Genomic DNA, 19,181 nt, shown 5'->3' with positions numbered 1-19,181 from the left:
GATTTCCGTACGGCGGATTCCGGTCGGCCGGTTCCGGGATGGCCGTACCCGGGTGGCCGACTGTTTCCGTGGCCGAGCCCGAGCCGTTCCCCCCGGTTCCCCCGGCGCGGATATGACGGATCCGTGAGCGCGGATATGACCAACGCACCATCGCACCACCGAAGGCAGGACCAGTAGTGACAGCAACACCGCAGACGTGGACCGGCCGTTGGGTCGCCGACCGGGCCGGGATCACGCTGACCGGCTCCGAGCGCCTCCCCGAACTCGTCGGCCTGGCCCTCCGCTCGGGGAACCCCAAGCGCTCCCACCTGCTGGTCTCCACCGTGCTCGGCAAGCACGTGCCGCAGCGGCCCTCGGTGGTCCACGGCACCGGACTCGAACTCGGCCGCCGGGTCCGCGAACTGCTGGGCGCGCGGGCGGCCGAGCGGGCCGTCGTGCTCGGCTACGCGGAGACCGCCACCGGCCTCGGCCACAGCGTCGCCGACGGCCTGGACGCCCCCTACCTGCACTCCACCCGTCGCCCGGTGCCCGGCGTGGCCCCGGTCGGCGGCTTCGAGGAGGAGCACTCGCACGCCACCTCGCACCTGCTGCTCCCGGCCGACCCAGGGCTCCTCGCAGGGGACGGGCCGCTGGTGCTGGTGGACGACGAGTTCTCGACCGGGCAGACGGTGCTCAACACCATCCGCGACCTCCACGCCCGCCACCCGCGCGGGCACTACGTGGTGGTCGCCCTGGTGGACCTGCGTTCCGCGGCCGACCGGCGGCGGCTCGACCTGACCGCGGCCGAACTCGGCGTCCGGCTGGACCTCGTGGCCACCGCGAGCGGCGGCGTCGAGCTGCCCGAGGACCTGCCGAGCCGGGCCGAGCGGCTGATCGCCGAGGCGGCGGGGGAGGCGGCGGGGGAGGCGGGGGTTGCGAGTCCGGGGGCCGGACGCGCGGCGGCCGGGTGTCTGGAGGCGGAGGCGGCGGGCGTCGCGCCGCTGGCCCGGGTCGAGCTGGACTGGCCCGCCGGCCTCCCGGACGGCGGCCGGCACGGCTTCACCGCCCCCGACCGTGCCCGGCTGGACGCCGAACTCCCCCGACTGGCCGGCCGGTTGGCCGAGGCCGTGCCCGCCGGGGCACGGCGGGTACTGGTGCTCGGCTTCGAGGAGCTGATGTACGCGCCGCTGCGTCTGGCCGACGCCCTCGCCGAGCGGCTCGGCGGCGACCGCGTCCGGTTCTCCACCACCACCCGCTCGCCCGTCCTGGCGGTGGACGACCCCGGCTACGCCATCCGCACCCGGCTCGCCTTCCCCGCCCACGACGACCCGCAGGACGGCGGCTCGCCCGAGCGCTACGCGTACAACGTCGCCCCCGGCAGCGACCCGGCGCGGCGCTTCGACGCCGTGGTCCTGGTGGTCGACGACGTGGCCGACACCCCGGCGCTGCACGAGGGCGAGCGGGCGCTGCTCGGGCAGCTGCGGCGGGTGACCGACCAGGTGGTGCTCGCCGTGTTGCCCTCGCACCGGCCGGTGCCCGCGCCCGGTTCGCCGCCCGTGCCCGGTTCGCCGTCCGCGGTCGCCTTGCTGTCCGTGCCTGCCTCGCCGTCCGTACCTGCCTCGCCGTCCGCGGTCGAGGTGCTGCCCGCGCCCCTGTACGGGCCGGCGTTCTCCTCGTACCCGGCCGAGGAGGTGGCCTGGCTGCTCAAGGACCTCTCCGGGGTCGCGCTCGAGGCGCCCACCGAGGAGCGCGAGGAGGCCGTCCAGAACGGCGGCGCGCACTACGCCGAGTCGCTGCCGGTCGAGTACCAGCCCAGCCCCGAGTACCAGGAGCTGTTCCACCAGGCGCTGCGCGACTCCGCCGGCCGGATCGCGCTCGCTGTCGGCACCGTCGCCGAGACGCTGCTGCGCGAGCGCGGCCCGGGGCTGGTGCTCGCCTCCCTGGCCCGGGCCGGCACGCCCGTCGGCATCCTGGTCCGCCGCTGGCTGGCCTTCGCGCACGGCCTGTCCGTACCGCACTACGCGGTCTCGATCGTGCGCGGCCGCGGCATGGACCCGGTCGCGCTGCGCTACCTGGCCGCCCACCACCGCGCGGGGGACGTGGTGTTCGTGGACGGCTGGACCGGCAAGGGCGCGATCACCCGTGAACTCGCCGGCACACTGGCCGGCAGCGGCTTCGACCCGGACCTCGCGGTGCTCGCCGACCCGGGCCGCTGCGTGCGGACGTACGGCACCCGGGACGACTTCCTGATCCCGTCCGCCTGCCTCAACTCCACCGTCTCCGGGCTGGTCTCGCGCACGGTGCTGAGGGCCGGGCTGATCGGGCCGGACGACTTCCACGGCGCCAAGCACTACGCCGAACTGGCCGGGAGCGACGTCTCGGCGGCCTTCCTGGACGCGGTGGCCGCCCGCTTCGGCGAGGTCCGCGCCGCGGCCGTCGCGGGCGCAGACCGGCTCGCCGACGACCCGCACCGGGCGCCCGACTGGGCCGGCTGGGCCGCCGTCGAGCGGATCAGCGCCGAGTACGGCATCGACAACGTCAACCTGGTCAAGCCCGGCGTCGGCGAGACCACCCGGGTCCTGCTGCGCCGCGTCCCCTGGCGGATCCTCGCCCGGCGCGGCGCAGGTGCGGACCTCGACCACGTCCGGCTGCTCGCCGCCCAGCGCGGCGTGGAGGTCGAGGAGGTGGACGGCCTGCCGTACACCTGTGTCGGCCTGATCCACCCCCGCTACAGCCGCGGGGCGACCGGGGGCGACGGGCACGCCGTGGCATCGGCTCCGGGGGCGGTTCCCGGCGCCGTTCCCGGTGCCGTTCCCGGTGTCGTTTTGGGCGCGGGTTCGGGCGCGGGTTCGGGCTCGCCTTCGGATCCGGTTTCGGATCCGGTTTCGATTTCGGTCCCGGGGAGGGATTCCTGATGGGTGTTCTGGTGGCCAGCGACCTCGACCGGACGCTGATCTACTCCGAGCGGGCCATGGCCTTGGCGGCGCCCGACCGGTCGGCGCCGCGGCTGCTCTGCGTCGAGGTGTACCAGGGGCGGCCGCTGTCCTTCATGACCGAGCGCGCCGCCGGACTGCTCGCCGAACTCGCCCGCGAGGTCTGTTTCGTCCCGGCCACCACCCGGACGCCGGAGCAGTACGGGCGGGTCAACCTGCCGGGGCCGACGGCGGACTGGGTCCCCGCGTACGCGATCTGCGCCAACGGCGGGCAACTGCTGGTGGACGGCGTCCCGGACGGCGACTGGCGGGCCGAGATCACCGCGCGGATCGCCGCCGGCTCGGCCCCGCTGGAGGAGGTCGTCCGGCGGCTCGCCCTGCGCGCCGACCCGGAGTGGACGCACAAGCGGCAGGTCGCCGACGAGCTGTTCGCCTACCTGGTGGTCGAGCGCGCCGCGCTGCCGGAGGGCTGGCTGGCGGAGCTGACCGGCTGGTGCGCCGAGCGCGGCTGGACGGTCTCCCTGCAGGGCCGCAAGGTGTACGCGGTGCCCGCGCCGCTCACCAAGAGCGCCGCGCTGGCCGAGGTCGTCCGGCGCACCGGCGCGGACACCGTGCTGGCGGCCGGGGACTCGCTGCTCGACGCGGACCTGCTGCTCGCGGCGGACGCCGGCTGGCGCCCCGGGCACGGCGAACTCGCGGACAGCGGCTGGACGGCCCCCGGCGTCACCGCCCTGACGGAGGTGGGGGTGACGGCGGGGGAGGAGATCGTCCGGCGGTTCCTGGCGGCGGCGTCGGCGCTGCCCGTCGGGGTCTGACCGGTTCGGAACGGTTCCGGGTCAGCCGCAGCAGCCGCCGCCGCAGCAACCCCCGCCGCCCCCGGCGGCGGGGGCCGGCTGGGCGCCGGCCGCGCCGGTGACGGCGACGGTGGACAGCAGCTTCACGGTGTCCCCGTGCCCCTTGGGGCAGACGGCGGGGTCGTTGGCCTGGGCCATCGGACGGCGGAGCTCGAAGGTGGCGCCGCAGGAGCGGCAGCGGAAGTCGTAGCGAGGCATACCGGCAGCGTACCCAGCGGGGTGCCCGCCGGTCGCGGTGTCAGCGGTGTTGGTCGGGGCCGGGCGTCGCGTACTACCGGTGGTTGACCTCGGCGGCCGCGCGCTACCGGTGGCACGCGGCCGGTCGCGTACTACCGGTGGCCGCCGAGGTCCCCGCGGATCAGCTCGATCACCCGGGCCGCCGTGTCCCGCACCGCCGCGAGCTCGGTCAGGAAGTGCCAGTAGTCGGGGTGCCGGCCGGCCGCCTCCAGCGCGGCCACCGCGCGGTCCAGCCGGGCCACCGCCTCGTCCAGTGGGGCGGCGTGCCGCGGGTCCGGCGCGCTGCGCCCGGCCATCGCCAGCCGCTGGGCGTCCCGGATCGCGAAGCGGGCGCGCTCGATCTCCCGGTTGGGGTCGTGCTGCACCTCGTTCAGCTGCCGCAGCCGGTCGTTCACCGCGGACACCGAGCCGTCGGCGGTCTCCAGCAGCGCGCGCACCGTCCCGATCGCGGCGGTGGCGTCCGCCCAGCGCTGCTCGTCCCGGGCCCGGGCGGCCTCGGCGAGCTTGCGCTCGGCGGCGCGCCCGGTCTCCGCGACCTGCTCCGAGACCCGCTGGAGGTCCTGCCAGCAGGCGGTGCTGAACCGGCGGCGCAGCTCGCTCAGGGCGGGCTCGACCGTCTCTGCCTTGGTCTCCAGCGCCTGGATGCGGGTGCGCAGGCTCGCCACCCGCCGGTCGATCTCCCGCGCCCGCTCCGGCAGCTGCCCGGCGTCGGCGGCGATCTCCTCGGCGCGCTGCTTCACGTCGTCCGCGCGCCGCAGGGTGTCCGCGACCCCGTGCCGGGCCGGGCCCTCGTTCAGCCGGCCGAGCTCGGGCGCCAGCTCGGCCAGCCGGGCCGCCAGGTCGTCCGCCCGCAGGCCGGCGCCGCGCGCCTCGTCCAGCGCGGTGGTGGCCGCGAGCAGCGCGCGCTTGGCCTGCTCGACCGCCGGGGTGACCCGCATCAGCTGCTGCTCGGCGTGCTGGATGGTCGGCTGCAGGCGGCGCAGGAAGTCGTTCAGCTCCGCCCGGGCCGAGCCGAGCTGGCCCTTCACGTCCTCCAGGAGGCGCTTGGCCTGCGCGGCCGTGCCCGCGTCCAGGGTCTCGCTGTCCAGGTTGTGGGCGTCGAGCGCGGCGAGGTAGTTCACGGTGACCTGCTCGACCCGGCCGGAGATCGCCGCCAGATCGGCCAGCGCGCGCTGGGCCGTCGGGCCCTCCTCGGCCGCGCGGACCGTCTCCACCGCGAGCTGCACCTCGCGCTGGGTCTCCTCCAGCTCGTAGAAGGCCTCCTGGGCCGCCGCCCGGGCCTCCCGGGCCTGCGCCCGTCCGCCCTCACCGCCGCCGCGCCGGCCCCACCAACCGGTGCTCCCGGCCGAGGCCAGCCCGACCGCCCCCAGCGCACCCGCCAGCACCACCGGCAACACCAGTGCGTCGGCCAGCGCACTCCCCGCCCGACGCCGCCCCCGCCCGCTCCCGCCGGCCACCGTCACTGCGCGCTCCCTGCTCCGAACCGCTGATCCCGCCCCATTCTCCCCGATCCCCCCACCGGCCCGTCACCCCCTCCCACCTCGCCCACCCCACCGCGCCCCGCCCCCTCACCCGCTGCCCCACCCGACACCCGTCCCCCACCACCCCCCGGGACCAGGTACCCTAGGCACTCGTCGTGCGCCCGCCGGGCCACGACGGGGGGCGCGTAGCTCAGTGGTAGAGCGCTGCTCTTACAAAGCAGATGTCGGCGGTTCGAAACCGTCCGCGCCCACCGACCCGAAGGGCCAGTTCGGAGGCTTGATCCTCCCGAACTGGCCCTTGATCGTTTCCGGGCTCCTACTCGTCCCGTGCCACCCGCGTGCCAGATACCGGCGCAGGGAAGCGCTGAGCCAGCCAGGACTCGACAGCCGCCTTGGACGTGTAGCCGTGCTGCCGAAGCAGGTCGACGATGTCACGGCCACAGATCAGAATCACCGGGTGCTGATCGTCACGGATCTCCTCCTGCATCTGCCGGTTGAAGAACGACGTCGTGACGAGGACCCCGAAGTTCCGGTGCCGGAGCCGGGAGATCAATCGACTCCCCTCCTTGACCCCGACGGACTTATCCGGCGACTTGCACTTGGCTTCAAGCGCGAAGTCGATCGCGATCCGGTCCGCGGGAGGGCCCAGGTGGTACTGGCCGACCGCATCCCGGCCCCCATCGCGGCTCCGGCGGGTCACCTCGACCTGCCCGGTCGCCGGCGCGAGCAGGCGCCACAGCTCCACAGCGCACGGCTCGAAGTCGTGTTCCCTGCCGCGGAAGTGCTCCCGGACGGCAGCCAAGATCTCCTGGGACTCCAGGTCGGACGGCAGCTGCTCTGCCTGGCTGCGGATGACGGTTGTGGCGGGAGCTGCGAGTGCCATGTAGGAACGGGTCTCGACCCATGTACGCCAAGCCTCTGGGCAGCCGCCTTCCAGGGCGTCACCGCCGTCCAGCACATGCTCAATCCAGGTGCGCGGGATCACAGCCTGGTCTAGCACGGTGAAACGCGCCCGGTAGTTCTGGAACCGTCGGCCGTTGGTGGTGCGCCAGATTGCGGCCAGCTCATCGTCCGAGGTCAGGGCAGGGACACCGGGTGCGAGCAGGCCGCGGAACCGGACGCCGCGGCCGGTAGGACCAGCCTTCTCGAAGAGCAGGAACGGAGGTATCCGGCGGCGGGCGTCAGGCCCCTCGTGCGAGGCAGCGAAGACATCGCGCAGCAGGAGGTTCCCGCGGCGGGGAGTCTTGTGCATCTCGTGGCCGGGGGTCCGGTTGTCGCCGAAGTAGGTGAAGCCGCCAGTCTGCGGGTCGAGAGCATCCGGCCAGTCGGGCTGCCGCCCGGTCGTGTAGAGGACCGCCAGGCGTACGGACTGTTCCTGCGGCGACCCGGCGGGCCTGAAGCCGCCTTGGTTGCCGACCCCTGGGACAAGCCTGTTTATCGGGTCATCTGAGCTGTTGCCCCTCGTGCCGCCGGGGTAGAACGCATCAAGATGGAGGTCGACCCCGGACAGGTCCGCGAAGGCAGCGGCAGGTTGCTCGGCCCGGGGCGAGGGTATGGCGGAGGCGGGCACGTGATCAGGCTCCGTTCTGCTGAACTTGCAGTACGTATGTGCGAATCGAAGTGTCTCGCGAGCGTGATCACACGGGGCCACCGGGGTCGCTACCGGTCGCGGTAAGCAGCAGGGCAGCCGGTCCGGAAGGGCGTCGGACCGGCTGCACGAGCTGTTGAAGTTATTGATCGGGATTCGTGGCCGTGTTGTCGCGTTGGAGCGCCTGATGGACGGCTTCACCCATCCGGTCAGCGACGGCCCGGTCCCGGTCGCTGGTCATGTGCTGGTAGATCAGCGCGGCGCGGGTGCTGCTGTGGTGAGCTTCCCCCCGGTGTTCGGGAGGTGCTGATTAGCTGGTCAGGGCGGGTGTGGGTGGTGCGATGACCACCGATTCGGCCGTCGCCTGGTCGGTGTAGCACTTCGCCTCGTACTCGTCCGGGCTGAGCCAGCCGAGACGCTTCTGGATGTGCCGGGTGTTGTACCAGCCGTCGATGTAGGCGAACAGCGCCAGGTCGGCGCCGGTGCGGGTCGCGAAGGTCGTGCGGCGCACGCACTCGGTCTTCAGGGCGCTCCAGAAACTCTCCGCCAAGGCGTTGTCGAACGAGTCCCCGACCGTGCCCATACTTGCCTCAATTCCGGCCTTCAAAAGGCGGGTTGTGAGCTTGATGGACGTATATTGGGTGGATTCAACCGGTCGTTGCAACACGTCGATCGTGGAGGTGTCGGGTGGGGCGGCCTGTGGGGTGGACGACGAAGGTGACGGGGCGTCCGGCGATGCGTTCGCCGGGTCGGCCACCGGTGCGTCGGGACGTGGAACGCCCGTTCTGGTTGAAGATCGCCGAGGGGCTCACGAGTGAGGATGCCGCGCTGGCATGCGGGGTGTCCGGGTCCGTCGGTTCGCGGTGGTTCCGCGATCGTGGCGGGATGCCTTCGATACAGCTCAGCCCGTTGTCAGGCCGGTATCTGTCGTTCGTCGAGCGTGAGGAGATCGCCCTGTTGAGGGCCCAGGACACCGGAGTGAGGGAGATCGCCCGCAGGCTGGGGCGGTCGCCGTCCACGATCTCCCGTGAGCTGCGACGCAACGTGGCCACTCGGTGCGGGCAATTCGACTACCGGGCCTCGATCGCGCAGTGGAAGGCCGAGCTGGCCGCTCGTCGGCCAAAGACGGCCAAGCTCGCGACCGACGAGCGGCTGCGTGAGTACGTCCAGGACCGGCTGGCCGGCGCGATCCAGGCGCCGGACGGCGAGACGGTGTCCGGTCCCACGACCGAGCAGTGGAAGGGACGGAACAAGCCCCGTCGTCAGGACCGGCGTTGGGCGACGGCGTGGAGTCCGGAACAGATAGCCAAGCGGCTGCCGGTCGACCACCGCGATGACGAGTCCATGCGGATCTCGCACGAGGCGATCTACCAGGCCCTCTATGTCCAGGGCCGCAGCGCGCTCGACCGTGAGCTGGTCACGTGCCTGCGGACTGGGCGTGCTCTGCGGGTTCCTCGCTCGCGCGCCCGCCGCGAGGCGGCCGGTCACGTCACGCCCGACGTGATGATCAGCAAGCGTCCCGCCGAGGTTGAGACCCGGGCCGTTGCGGGCCACTGGGAGGGCGATCTGATCATCGAGGCGAACCGGTCCGGCATCGGCACGCTCGTGGAGCGCACGACCAGGTTCACGACCCTGGTCCACCTGCCGAGGATGGAAGGCTACGGCGTCGAGCCACGGGTGAAGAACGGCCCCGCTCTGGCCGGCTACGGTGCCGAGGCGATGCGCAAGGCCCTCACGGCCCAAATGGCCGACATCCCAAAGCAGTTGCGGCGATCACTGACCTGGGACCGGGGGAAGGAGCTCGCCCAGCACGCCCGGCGGAAGGCCGACACCGGCATCGCCGTCTACTTCGCCGACCCGCACAGCCCCTGGCAGCGCGGCACGAACGAGAACACGAACGGGCTGCTGCGGCAATACTTCCCGAAGGCACAGACCTTGCTCGCTGGACCGCCCGTGACCTCGCAGCAAGCGCTGGGGCACTCACCACCCGGCCGCGGAAAACACTCGGCTGGAGAACTCCCGCGGAGGCACTCGACGATCAGTTACTCTCGCTCCAAGCCAGCGGTGCTGCAAACGACCCCTTGAACCCGGTTTGACAGCCTTGGTCGCTGTGATGGATCAGCTTGCCCGGCTCCACCGGGCGGCTGTGAAGGGCGTACTCCAGTGCCGTCAGGACCAGATCGGCGTCCGCTCGTTCGGAGGTGTGCCACCCACGATCCGGCGGGAGAATGCGGCGCGGATCGTAGCCAGCCACCACAGTCCCTCACCGGTCGGGACCAGTGAGATGTCGGCGACCCACAGCCGGTTCGGCGCGGCGGCGGTGAAGTCGCGCCGGACCAGGTCCGCGGCGAGGTCGGCGGCCGGGTCGCGGCGGGTGAAGGAGCGTGGTCGGCGCGGGCTCACGCCCTGGAGGCCGGCCTCACGCATCAGGCGCTCGACCCGTTTGCGGCCGACGTGCATACCCTCGCGCCGCAGGACGGCGTGGACGTGCGGGGAGCCGTAGGTGGCGTCCGAGTCCGCATGGACGCGGCGGATCTGCTCGGTCAGTTCAGTGTCCTGGCGTTTGCGCTCGCACGGTGCGTGGACGTTCCGGTGCCAGCGGTAGTAGGTGGAGGCGGGGATGTGCAGTTCCCGGAGGACGGGCTCGGCCCCGAAGCGGCCCTGGTGCTCGTCGATGAGACTCAGTACCGTCGCCGGGTCGGGTCGAGCTCCTGGGCGAAAAAAGCAGAAGCGGCCTTGAGGATCTCGCAGGACCGGCGGAGCTCGGCGTTCTCCTTGCGCAGAGCGGCCAGCTCCTCCTTCTCGGCGGTGGTCAGCCGGTCGTCGCGCTCGCCCCGGTCGGCCTCGTCCTGGCGGATCCAGTTCCGCAGGGCCTCGTGGTGCACACCCAGGTCGCGGGCCATCTGCCGGATCACCGGCTTCGGGTCGGCGGCCTGGTGCATCTCCACCGTGCGGCGCCGCAACTCGGGCGGGTACTTCATCGGTGCAGCCATGGCAAGGGCTCCCTTCTCACGGCCAATCAGGCCATGTCCGGCAACCTTCCGCACGCCGAGGGAACCTCACTTCCACCGCAGCGGAGGAGGGTGCGCAAGGTACATCTCAGAACCAGCCCCGCCGGGGCCGGGGCGGGCGGCTCCACGGTTCTACCCACCTCCCCGGCTCGGGACCCGAGTCGAGCAAGAACGGGGGGCCACTCGGCCAAATTGCGGTCAGGCCCAAAGAGCCCTGACCGAATCGCAACAGCTTGCGGCCCCCCGATCATGCTCGACCCCAAACCAGGCAGGACACCGGCCAAAACCGCGCCACCACCCGCGTGCCCAGAGGGGCTCCTAGCGCACTTCCCCGCTTATGTGGGAGATCTGCATCAGCCGATACTTTGTTCTGCGCTCGCCAACTGTCTCATCAATTACTGTCGTGCCGACGAGGAGTACGTCATAGTGCTCTTGCACGGTCGTGTGTGAGGCTTGAGGCCAAGCGAGATCGTCAATCTTTTCTTCATAGTCATCCGCAGGGTTCGATGACTCGTCCCGGAATCCGAAAGTCCTACTTTCGGTGTCGATCTTGTAGAGCACCATTCGACGGCGGATCTCAATTGATTGGTCTTCAGGGATGAGCCGGTTGAGTGTTTTGGCGAACTCATGCAACTTCTCTGAAGGGAGCTCCCTTTTTGAGTAAGGAATGTGCGTGCCAGCTGCGGCGACTGTGACATCGCCACCTGTTTCTACAAAGTTCTCGACCAGGAGCCTGAAGCTCTTTGCGGCGCGAGGCTTAATCTCTGCAAGCTTGCCTGCAAGTTCCGAGTACTCCAGGTTCATGTCCAGGAGTTCGATTACCTTTTCCGTTACTTGGACGAATAGGGACTCTCCGAGGAGATTATCGAGTTCATTGGACGCCATCTCAAGCATGAAGCTGGCTGCAGAGGCTCCGACCATGGAGATGGCAGTTTGGCCTGTGACATCAGCGGGGATGTTCCCTCGCTGAGATGGGGTGATCTCGCGCAGGGCGTAGCCGAGGTTGTCGTATACGGCCTGGGTCTGTAGGAGAAGTGTCCCAATGGCGCGGGCGGGAGCCTCGCTGCGGGAGAACTTGGGCGGCTTGACCGGAGCCTTAGCCTGGTTCGGCTTTCTTGGCGGGCCTTCGTCTCTATAACGCTCTCAGGGTCGGCCAGGGGTAGGGTGTGGGTGGCGAGATCCAGGCAGTACCCACCCTCTGGGAGCCACTCTTCCGGGATCTCTGAAGGGGGAATTGGATCCACCAAGTCTTGGCTTCCCGGATGGTGGGGGAGGAATGCTCGAAATGTGAATCCCTCTGGCCGTTTGACGGCAGTCCTTAGGGCGATGACGCCAGATCTGACCATTTCTAGCCGGGATTTAGAGATGGGGAGATAGAGCCAATCATCGCCGTCAGCTCCCTCGGCGGCCCATGGCCCGAGATAGATTTGATCGGTCAGGGAGATGCAGCTGAAGACGCGAGGGCCATCATGAAAGACGTAAGTCTCTAGGATTTTGAGATCGCCAAGAATTGTCTTCTCTGGCATCCAATTCATGGTGCTACCTCGAATCCTTCCCATGACGCATCATTCAGAGTGCGCCATCATGTGTGGTGAGTGGCACTTCGGATGTCGCGGCGTGTGCTTTAGCCTTCCCGACCCGGTGATGTCTCCACCTGCGATCTTCTTCTTCCTGAGTGGCCCTACGGCTGCCCGGGTGCTCGCCGCGTCTGCAGCATCAGCGAAGACGCTCAGTCCGGCTGCTGCACAGTCGTCCGTCCAGAAGCGAGACCGTACGCGGGCGGCTGTGAGCATCTCATGATGATTGAGGAAGTCCTCCCCGGCTGGCGGATCTTCATCCATCAGCCGATAGAACTGCCCCGTTGCCGGGACAGCGTCTATCGGGGGGCAGGCTTCAGGGAAGCTTCCGGGCCAAATCTCCAAGAAGAACCCCCTACAGCTGACACGGGCAAGTGTTGCCGGCCGCACTGACAACGCGGTCTGGTCTGATCTTGGGCCAGGATGCGGGAGGCAGGAAGCTGTCCGATCCAAACGTTCCTTAATGGTGACCAGGGGGCATATGTTCGATTGCTCGGTGCGATCGGGGCGGTCGACGGGTGATCGGAAGATAGTCTGAGTTGGCGGCGATTGGCCTCTAGGAGGGAAGATGTCACCTAATGTGGTGATTTCTTTATGGCGTAGAGCCTTGTCGCGTTGCCGCATGGCGGGCAGCCGACGGGCAGTGCCGGTCTAGGGATGACTGACACCGTGCCACAGGCGTGCCAGATCGGGCGGTACGTGGCGGTGAGTCGCGGGCGCCGGTGGTGCGGTGGCCGGGGAACCGGCAGGGTGGGAGCACCCCAGGTCACGCAGGGTGGCGCACGCCGAGCCTTACAAAGTAGATGTCGGCGGTTCGAAACCGTCCGCGCCCACCGGCCCTCGGCCGTCTCCGGTGTCCTGCCGATCCGTTGCACCTGCTGGTCCCCGCCGGTCGTACCCGGGGCCGGCTGCGGGCCGGGGACGGGCCGGTGGTAGGGAGGGGGGATGCTGACCAGGGCGTTCGATGCGGTGCTGTGCGATGTGGACGGGGTGATCCGGTTCTTCGACGGGGACCGGGTGGCGGCGTTGGAGCGGGCGGCGGGGCTGGGGGAGGGGAGTACGGCGGCGGTCGGGTTCGCGCCGGAGAACGATCTGCCGTTGCTGCTCGGGCGGATCGGGAAGGCGGAGTGGGTGGACTCGATCGCGCGGGGGCTGGCCGGCCGGGTGACGCGGGCGCGGGCGCGCGGGCTGGCGGAGGCCTTCGCGGACTCGCCGTTCCGGGCGGACGAGGTGGTGGTGGGCCTGCTGCGGCGGGTACGGGAGCACTGCCGGGTGGTGCTGGTGACCAATGCGACGGTGTGGCTGGACGAGGACCTGGCGCTGCTGGGGCTGACGGACCTGGCGGACGAGGTGGTGAACAGCTCCCGGGTGGGCAGTGCCAAACCGGACCGGCGGATCTACGAGATCGCCGTCGAGCGGGCGGGCGTGGGGCCGGAGCGGTGTCTGTTCGTGGACGACCGGCAGGAGAACGTGGACGCGGCGGTGGCGATGGGTATGACCGGGGTGCGCTACCGAGGGCCGGAGGACCTGCGGCGGGCGCTGGCGCCGTTGCTGGACTGACGCGTGGTGGGGGAGCCGCCGTCGAGGTGGAGGGTCTGTCCGGTGATGTGACGGGTGCCGGGGAGTCGGGGGAGTGGGCGGCGCGCGAGATCCTGGCGGGCCTGTCGGACGAACCGCTGGACGGCGTGCGGGTGCGGGGGACGGGGTGGGGGGTGAGGAGCGGGGGGATCGGGCGGACCCCTGGGAATGGTGGGCGGATGGCTGAGCAGGTCGGGGAGTCGCGGGCGCAGCTGTCCTCGCGCCTGAACTGGCTGCGGGCGGCCGTGCTGGGGGCCAATGACGGCGTGGTGTCGACGGCCGGTCTGGTGGCGGGTGTGGCGGGGGCGGCGGGTTCGCGGACGGCGCTGCTCGCGGTGGGGTGGCCGGGCTGTTGGCGGGGGCGATGTCGATGGCGGCCGGCGAGTACGTGTCGGTCAGCACCCAACGGGACACCGAGCGGGCCGCGTTGGCGCAGGAGCGGCGGGAGCTTGTGGAGGATCCGGAGGGGGAGCTCGACGAGCTGACCGACTACCACCGGGGGAGCGGGCTGGAGGGCGGGCTGGCCCGGGAGGTGGCGATGGCGCTGACCGAGCGGGACGCGCCGGCCGCCCACGCGCAGGCCGAACTCGGCATCGACCCGGACGTGTTGACCAACCTCTGGGAGGCGGCGCTGGCCAGTGCGGCGGCGTTCACGCTGGGCGCGCTGGTGCCGCTGCTGGCGGTGCTGCTGCCGCCGGAGTCGTGGCGGCTGCAGGTGACGGTGGTGGCGGTGGTGGCCGCGCTGACCCTGTCGGGCTGGGCGAGCGCCCGGCTGGGGGGTGCCGGCCCAGGGCGGGCGGTCCTGCGCAACGTCGTGGGCGGGTTGTCGGCGATGGCGGTGACGTACAGCGGCGGTGTGCTGCTGGAACAGGTCACCCGGTGACCGGTGACCGTGTGCCTTGGCCTGCCGACCGGGCGCAGGCGTGGCCCGGGCACGCCGGGTGACGGCGCCGGGCGGCTCGACAGGCGAGCGGGTGCGGCCTGTGTTTGTGTGGCTGCAAACCGCTTGGGAGAGGTGAATCGCCGTGACCATGCCCCAGTTCGGATCGAACGATCCGTTCTCCGACCTGCTCAGCCGGTTCTTCGGGATGAGCCCGCTGGCCTCCCCGCCCGCCGTGCAACGGGTGCCGATCGGGCGGATGCTCAGCGAGTCCTCGCAGGAACTGCTGGCGCTGGCCGCGCGGCGGGCCGCCGAGGACGGCTCCAGCGACCTCGACACCGTGCACCTGGCCTGGGCGGCCACCAGGGTGGAGCCCTCGCGCCGGATGCTGGAGCGGGCCGGTATCGACCCGGACCGGCTCTCCGGCGACCTGGAGCACGCCCTGCCGTCCGGAAGCCCCGACGTGGTGGACGGCCGGCCGGCGCTCACCCCCTCGGCCAAGCGCGCGCTGCTCGCCGCGCACGCCCGCTCGCAGGAGGTCGGCGCCTCGTACATCGGTCCCGAGCACATCCTCGGCGCGCTGCTCGACCAGGAGCGCTCGGGCGCCGGTGTGGCGCTGCGCAACGCCGCGCCCTCGCAGGAGGCGCTGAAGTCGGTGCTGGAGGGGCGTGGCACCGGCGGTGAGCGCAGCAGCACGGGAGCCCGCCCGAGCGAGACGCCGACGCTGGACGAGTACGGGCGCGACCTCACCGAGGAGGCGCGCTCGGGCCGGCTGGACCCGGTGGTGGGGCGGGCCGAGGAGATCGAGCAGACCGTCGAGATCCTCTCCCGGCGGACCAAGAACAACCCGGTGCTGATCGGCGAGCCGGGTGTCGGCAAGACCGCGATCGTCGAGGGCCTGGCCCAGCGGATCGTCTCCGGGGACGTGCCCCAGAGCCTCCGGGAGAAGCGGGTGGTCACCCTCGACCTGACCGCGCTGGTGGCCGGCTCCAAGTACCGGGGCGAGTTCGAGGAGCGGCTGAAGAACGTGATCGACGAGGTCACCGCGGCCGAGAAGAGCGTCATCCTGTTCCTGGACGAGCTGCACACCGTGGTCGGCGCGGGCAGCGGTGGCGAGGGCTCGATGGACGCCGGCAACATCCTCAAACCGGCGCTCGCGCGCGGGGAGTTGAGCGTGGTCGGCGCGACCACGCTGGACGAGTACCGCAAGCACGTGGAGAAGGACGCCGCACTGGAGCGCCGCTTCCAGCCGGTGCTGGTGCCCGAGCCGAGTGTCGAGGAGACGATCGAGATCCTCCAGGGGCTGCGCGACGCGTACGAGGCGCACCACCAGGTGCGGTTCACCGACGAGGCGCTGGACGCCGCCGCGACGCTCTCCGACCGGTACGTCAGTGACCGCTTCCTGCCCGACAAGGCGATCGACCTGCTGGACCAGGCCGGTGCGCGGGTCCGGCTGCGCAGTCTGAGCGGGTCCACCGAGGCGACCGGGGTGCAGGACCGGATCACCAAGCTGAAGCGGGAGTTGGACGAGGCCGTCGCGGACGAGGAGTTCGTCCGGGCCGCCAACCTGAAGACCGAGCTGCGGCAGACCGAGGACGAGCTGGCGGCGATCACCGAGTCCCACGAGGGGGTCGTCGACGTGACGGCCGACGACATCGCGCAGGTGCTGTCCTCCCGGACCGGCATCCCGGTCGCGGAGCTGAACGCGACGGAGAAGGAGCGGCTGCTCAAGCTGGTGGAGCACCTGCACGAGAAGGTGATCGGCCAGGACGAGGCGGTCACCGCTGTCGCCCAGGCGGTGCGCCGCGGCCGGGCCGGGATGGGCGACCCGGAGCGGCCGACCGGCTCCTTCCTCTTCCTCGGCCCGACCGGCGTCGGCAAGACCGAGCTGGCGAAGGCGCTGGCGGCGCTGCTGTTCGGCGACCCGGACCGGATGATCCGCTTCGACATGAGCGAGTTCCAGGAGAAGCACACCGTCTCCCGGCTGGTCGGCTCCCCGCCCGGGTACGTCGGCTACGAGGAGGCCGGCCAGCTGACCGAGGCGGTGCGCCGCAAGCCGTACAGCGTGCTGCTCTTCGACGAGGTGGAGAAGGCGCACCCGGACGTCTTCAACCTGCTGCTCCAGGTGTTGGATGACGGGCGGCTGACCGACTCCCAGGGGCGTACGGTCGACTTCCGCAACACCGTGGTGATCATGACCAGCAACATCGGTTCGCAGCGGATCCTCGACCACGCCGGGAACGTGGATGAGATCCGGGACGACCTGATGCGCGACCTGCGGCAGCAGTTCCGTCCCGAGTTCCTCAACAGGATCGACGAGGTGATCGTCTTCCACACGCTCACCCGGAAGGATCTGCTGTCGGTGGTGGACCTGCTGCTGGAGCGCAGCCGGCGGCGGCTGCGCGCCCAGGACGTCCGCTTGGAGGTCACCGAGGCGGCCAAGGAGTACCTGGTCAACCGGGGCTACCAGCCGGAGTTCGGGGCCAGGCCGCTGCGCCGGACGATCCAGTCGGAGCTGGACAACCGGATCTCCAACCTGCTGCTGGACGGTTCGGTGCGGGAAGGGGACACCCTGATCGCGGACGTGAGCGACGGGGAACTGGTGGTCACCCTGGCGCGGCCGGAGGCGTCGGCGACCTTCGAGGAGGCGGAGGCGAAGGCCGGGGCCCGGGCGGCCGCCGCGGAGGGCTGAGGACGACCGGCCGAGGGCGCACTCCCCAAGGGTGTGCTCCCCAAGGGCGTACTCCAGTGGGAGTACGCCCGAACGCCACTGGTGGAGGACGCGCGGGGACGGGGCGCACGTCTAGCTTGTGGGCATGATGCCGCCCACGTCCCCGCCGACCGAGCCGCCCCGGGCGCAGCGGCCGGCGGAACAGCCACCGGGGCAGCCGCCCGGGAAGCCGCCCGGGAAGCCACCGGAGCGGCCACCCGAAGAACCGCCCGAGGAGCCGCCCGAGGAGCCGTCCGAGCCGTGGCGCCCGCCGTGGGCGCGTGCGGCCGGGGCGGGGTACCCGCTCGGGGTCGCGGCGGCCGTCGCGGTGCTCCAGGTGGTCGGATCGACCTTCGCTGCGCACGAACAGCACGGGCGGGCCCCGCTGGACGCCTTCGGCTACCTGTTGTTGCTGGTCGGGCCGGCCCTGCTGGTGCTGCGCCACCGCCGGCCGGTCGCGGTGGTGGCCGGCACCTCGGTGGTCACCGCCGGGTACCTGGCCGCCGGGTACCCGTACGGGCCGGTCTTCGTGAGCTGGCTGATCGCCTGCTGCGTGGCGATCGGCTCCGGGCACCGCCGGGCGGCCTGGGCCGGCGCCGGCGGCGTCTACCTGGTGCACCTGCTCGGCTCCCTCGCGCTGCCGGAGAGCTGGCAGCGCGCCGCCCCGCCGTCCGGCAGCGTCTGGCTGCAGGAGCTCGGGCTGCCGGCCTGGCTGCTGCTGGTGATGGCGGGCGGCGAGCTGGTCCGGTTCCGGCGCGAGCGGATCGCCGCCCACCGGGCCTACCGGCAGCAGCTGGAGGAGCGCCGGGCCGACGACGAACGGCTCAAGATGGCCCGGGAGTTGCACGACATCCTGGCGCACAGCCTGTCGCTGATCAACATCCAGGCCGGGGTTGCGCTCGCGCTGCTCGACCGGCGGCCGGAGGAGGCCCGCAGCGCGCTGGTGACCATCAAGTCGACCAGCAAGGAGGCGCTCGGCGAGGTCCGCCAGGTGCTCGCCACGCTGCGTGGGCCCGGGGCGGCGCCGCGCGGGCCGGCCCCGGGGCTGGACCGGCTGGACGAACTCACCGAGCAGGCGGACCGGGTGGGCCTGGAGGCGGAGGTGCAGGAGCGCGGCGAGCGGCGCGCGCTCTCCGCCACCGTCGACCTCACCGCCTTCCGGATCGTCCAGGAGGCGCTCACCAACGTGATCCGGCACTCGGCGGCCCGGCAGGCGGTCGTGGTGCTGGACTGGACGGATCCGGCCGTGCTGGTGGTCCGGGTGGAGGACCCGGGGCCGGCGGTGCTCGGTGACGCGGGCGGATCCGGCAGCGGGCTGGTCGGGATGCGGGAACGCGCGGCGGCGTTCGGTGGCACCATCGGCGCGGGGCCGCTGCCCGACGGGGGCTTCCGGGTCCGGGCCGAGCTGCCGACACCGAAGGCGGAGAGCGATTGATTCGGGTACTGCTGGCGGATGACCAACTGCTGGTCAGGGCGGGCTTCCGGGCCCTGCTGGACCTCCAGGACGACGTCACGGTGGTCGGCGAGGCGGACGACGGGGAGGCCGCGCTGCGGCTCGCCCGCGAACTCGTGCCGGACGTCGTGCTGATGGACATCCGGATGCCGCGGATGGACGGGCTGGAGGCGACCAGGAGGATCGCCGAGGACCCTGCGCTGTCCTCCGTGCGGGTGGTCGTGCTGACCACCTTCGAGCTGGACGAGTACGTCTTCGAGGCGCTGCGCTCCGGGGCGGCGGGCTTCCTGGTCAAGGACACCGAGCCGGCCGACCTGCTGCGGGCGATCCGGGTCGCCGTCGCGGGGGACGCGCTGCTCTCGCCGGGGGTCACCAGGCGGCTGATCGGCGAGTTCGCCGCCCGGTCGAAGGCGCCCGAGGCCGGGCCGCAGGGGCTGCCGGACATCTCGATGCTGACCGAGCGGGAGCGCGAGGTGCTGGCGCTGGTCGGCATGGGGCCGTCCAACGAGGAGATCGCCCGGCGGCTGGTGGTCAGCCCGCTGACGGCGAAGACGCACGTCAGCCGGGCGATGGTGAAGGTCGGCGCGCGGGACCGGGCACAACTGGTGGTGCTGGCCTACGAGTCGGGGCTGGTGCGGCCGGGGTGGCTGGGCTGAGCCGGTCGTGCTCCGTGAGCGGGTCGTGCTCCGTGAGCGGGTCTGCTTCCGGCCCGGCGTGTCGCGGACGGCGCCTACTCTCCCGGGAGTATCCCAACTGCCGCCGCTGGTGGGACGCGTGATGAGGCCTCTCGGAGGGACGCTCTAGATGTTCTGACCCGTGAGGTTGGGGACGCGGCTGGCGGGTGGCTTGCCTGCGAGTGCGGTGTGTCCGCGGTGGTGATTGTAGGTGTGGAGCCAGGCG

The 19,181-nt window shown here is 71.5% G+C and carries 14 protein-coding genes, 1 tRNA gene and 2 pseudogenes; 9 read left to right on the top strand and 8 right to left on the bottom strand.

Annotation, left to right across the window (positions count from 1 at the left end; all coding sequences use genetic code 11):
* Positions 1-176: 176 nt before the first annotated feature.
* On the top strand, positions 177-2,894 hold the full coding sequence (locus ACIQ87_RS22995; RefSeq protein ID WP_402409606.1) for a phosphoribosyltransferase: 2,718 nt from the start codon (positions 177-179) through the stop codon (positions 2,892-2,894).
* Entirely contained in the window at positions 2,894-3,727 is an 834-nt protein-coding gene (locus ACIQ87_RS22990) for an HAD family hydrolase (protein ID WP_402409605.1), read from the top strand. Before ACIQ87_RS22995 ends, ACIQ87_RS22990 begins: the two co-directional genes overlap by 1 nt.
* A 21-nt stretch (positions 3,728-3,748) precedes the next feature.
* Here the strand turns inward: ACIQ87_RS22990 and ACIQ87_RS22985 are convergent, their stop codons facing one another.
* Entirely contained in the window at positions 3,749-3,964 is a 216-nt protein-coding gene (locus ACIQ87_RS22985; protein WP_402409603.1) for a zinc ribbon domain-containing protein, read from the bottom strand.
* Between the two features lie 131 nt (positions 3,965-4,095).
* Complete coding sequence (locus tag ACIQ87_RS22980; protein WP_402409602.1) at positions 4,096-5,466, bottom strand: hypothetical protein; 1,371 nt, start codon at positions 5,464-5,466, stop codon at positions 4,096-4,098.
* Between the two features lie 197 nt (positions 5,467-5,663).
* Between ACIQ87_RS22980 and ACIQ87_RS22975 the strand changes: the two genes are divergently transcribed.
* Positions 5,664-5,735 (top strand) — tRNA-Val (locus ACIQ87_RS22975).
* Between the two features lie 65 nt (positions 5,736-5,800).
* Here ACIQ87_RS22975 and ACIQ87_RS22970 read toward each other — a convergent pair.
* The gene (locus tag ACIQ87_RS22970; RefSeq protein ID WP_402409600.1) at positions 5,801-7,054 is read right to left on the bottom strand and encodes a restriction endonuclease; all 1,254 of its coding nucleotides are present in this window, start codon (positions 7,052-7,054) and stop codon (positions 5,801-5,803) included.
* Between the two features lie 328 nt (positions 7,055-7,382).
* The gene (locus tag ACIQ87_RS22965; RefSeq protein ID WP_402409816.1) at positions 7,383-7,739 is read right to left on the bottom strand and encodes a transposase; all 357 of its coding nucleotides are present in this window, start codon (positions 7,737-7,739) and stop codon (positions 7,383-7,385) included.
* Positions 7,740-7,807: 68 nt separating this feature from the next.
* On the opposite strand from ACIQ87_RS22965, the pseudogene ACIQ87_RS22960 reads away from it, so the two are divergent.
* Positions 7,808-9,168, top strand: a pseudogene (locus ACIQ87_RS22960) (IS30 family transposase).
* Between the two features lie 73 nt (positions 9,169-9,241).
* Here the strand turns inward: ACIQ87_RS22960 and ACIQ87_RS22955 are convergent.
* The 4 genes from ACIQ87_RS22955 to ACIQ87_RS22940 form a co-directional block, all read right to left on the bottom strand.
* On the bottom strand, positions 9,242-9,619 hold the full coding sequence (locus ACIQ87_RS22955) for an IS3 family transposase (protein WP_402409814.1): 378 nt from the start codon (positions 9,617-9,619) through the stop codon (positions 9,242-9,244).
* Positions 9,620-9,753: 134 nt separating this feature from the next.
* Complete coding sequence (locus tag ACIQ87_RS22950; protein ID WP_402409598.1) at positions 9,754-10,065, bottom strand: transposase; 312 nt, start codon at positions 10,063-10,065, stop codon at positions 9,754-9,756.
* A 336-nt stretch (positions 10,066-10,401) separates the two neighbouring features.
* A complete protein-coding gene (locus tag ACIQ87_RS22945; protein ID WP_402409827.1) occupies positions 10,402-11,004 on the bottom strand; it encodes a hypothetical protein in 603 nt (200 codons plus the stop codon).
* Complete coding sequence (locus tag ACIQ87_RS22940) at positions 10,914-11,609, bottom strand: DUF6575 domain-containing protein (RefSeq protein WP_402409596.1); 696 nt, start codon at positions 11,607-11,609, stop codon at positions 10,914-10,916. Before ACIQ87_RS22940 ends, ACIQ87_RS22945 begins: the two co-directional genes overlap by 91 nt.
* Positions 11,610-12,605: 996 nt before the next feature.
* Between ACIQ87_RS22940 and ACIQ87_RS22935 the strand changes: the two genes are divergently transcribed.
* The 5 genes and pseudogenes from ACIQ87_RS22935 (at position 12,606) to ACIQ87_RS22915 (ending at position 18,937) form a co-directional block, all read left to right on the top strand.
* A complete protein-coding gene (locus ACIQ87_RS22935; RefSeq protein ID WP_402409594.1) occupies positions 12,606-13,220 on the top strand; it encodes an HAD family hydrolase in 615 nt (204 codons plus the stop codon).
* Between the two features lie 197 nt (positions 13,221-13,417).
* A pseudogene (locus ACIQ87_RS22930) lies at positions 13,418-14,121 on the top strand (VIT1/CCC1 transporter family protein).
* Positions 14,122-14,269: 148 nt separating this feature from the next.
* Entirely contained in the window at positions 14,270-16,810 is a 2,541-nt protein-coding gene (locus tag ACIQ87_RS22925; RefSeq protein WP_402409812.1) for an ATP-dependent Clp protease ATP-binding subunit, read from the top strand.
* 124 nt (positions 16,811-16,934) lie between these two features.
* Positions 16,935-18,263 carry a sensor histidine kinase gene (locus ACIQ87_RS22920; RefSeq protein WP_402409592.1) on the top strand — a complete coding sequence of 443 codons (1,329 nt, stop codon included), beginning with the start codon at positions 16,935-16,937 and terminating at the stop codon, positions 18,261-18,263.
* Complete coding sequence (locus tag ACIQ87_RS22915; protein ID WP_402409590.1) at positions 18,260-18,937, top strand: response regulator; 678 nt, start codon at positions 18,260-18,262, stop codon at positions 18,935-18,937. The genes ACIQ87_RS22920 and ACIQ87_RS22915 overlap by 4 nt, the downstream gene beginning before the upstream one ends.
* Positions 18,938-19,181: the final 244 nt, after the last annotated feature.

The organism is Kitasatospora sp. NPDC096204 (assembly GCF_044763205.1).
Classification (GTDB): Bacteria; Actinomycetota; Actinomycetes; order Streptomycetales; family Streptomycetaceae; genus Kitasatospora.
The sequence above is the reverse complement of the archived record's forward strand: the minus strand, read 5'-3'. Positions and strand labels throughout refer to the sequence as shown.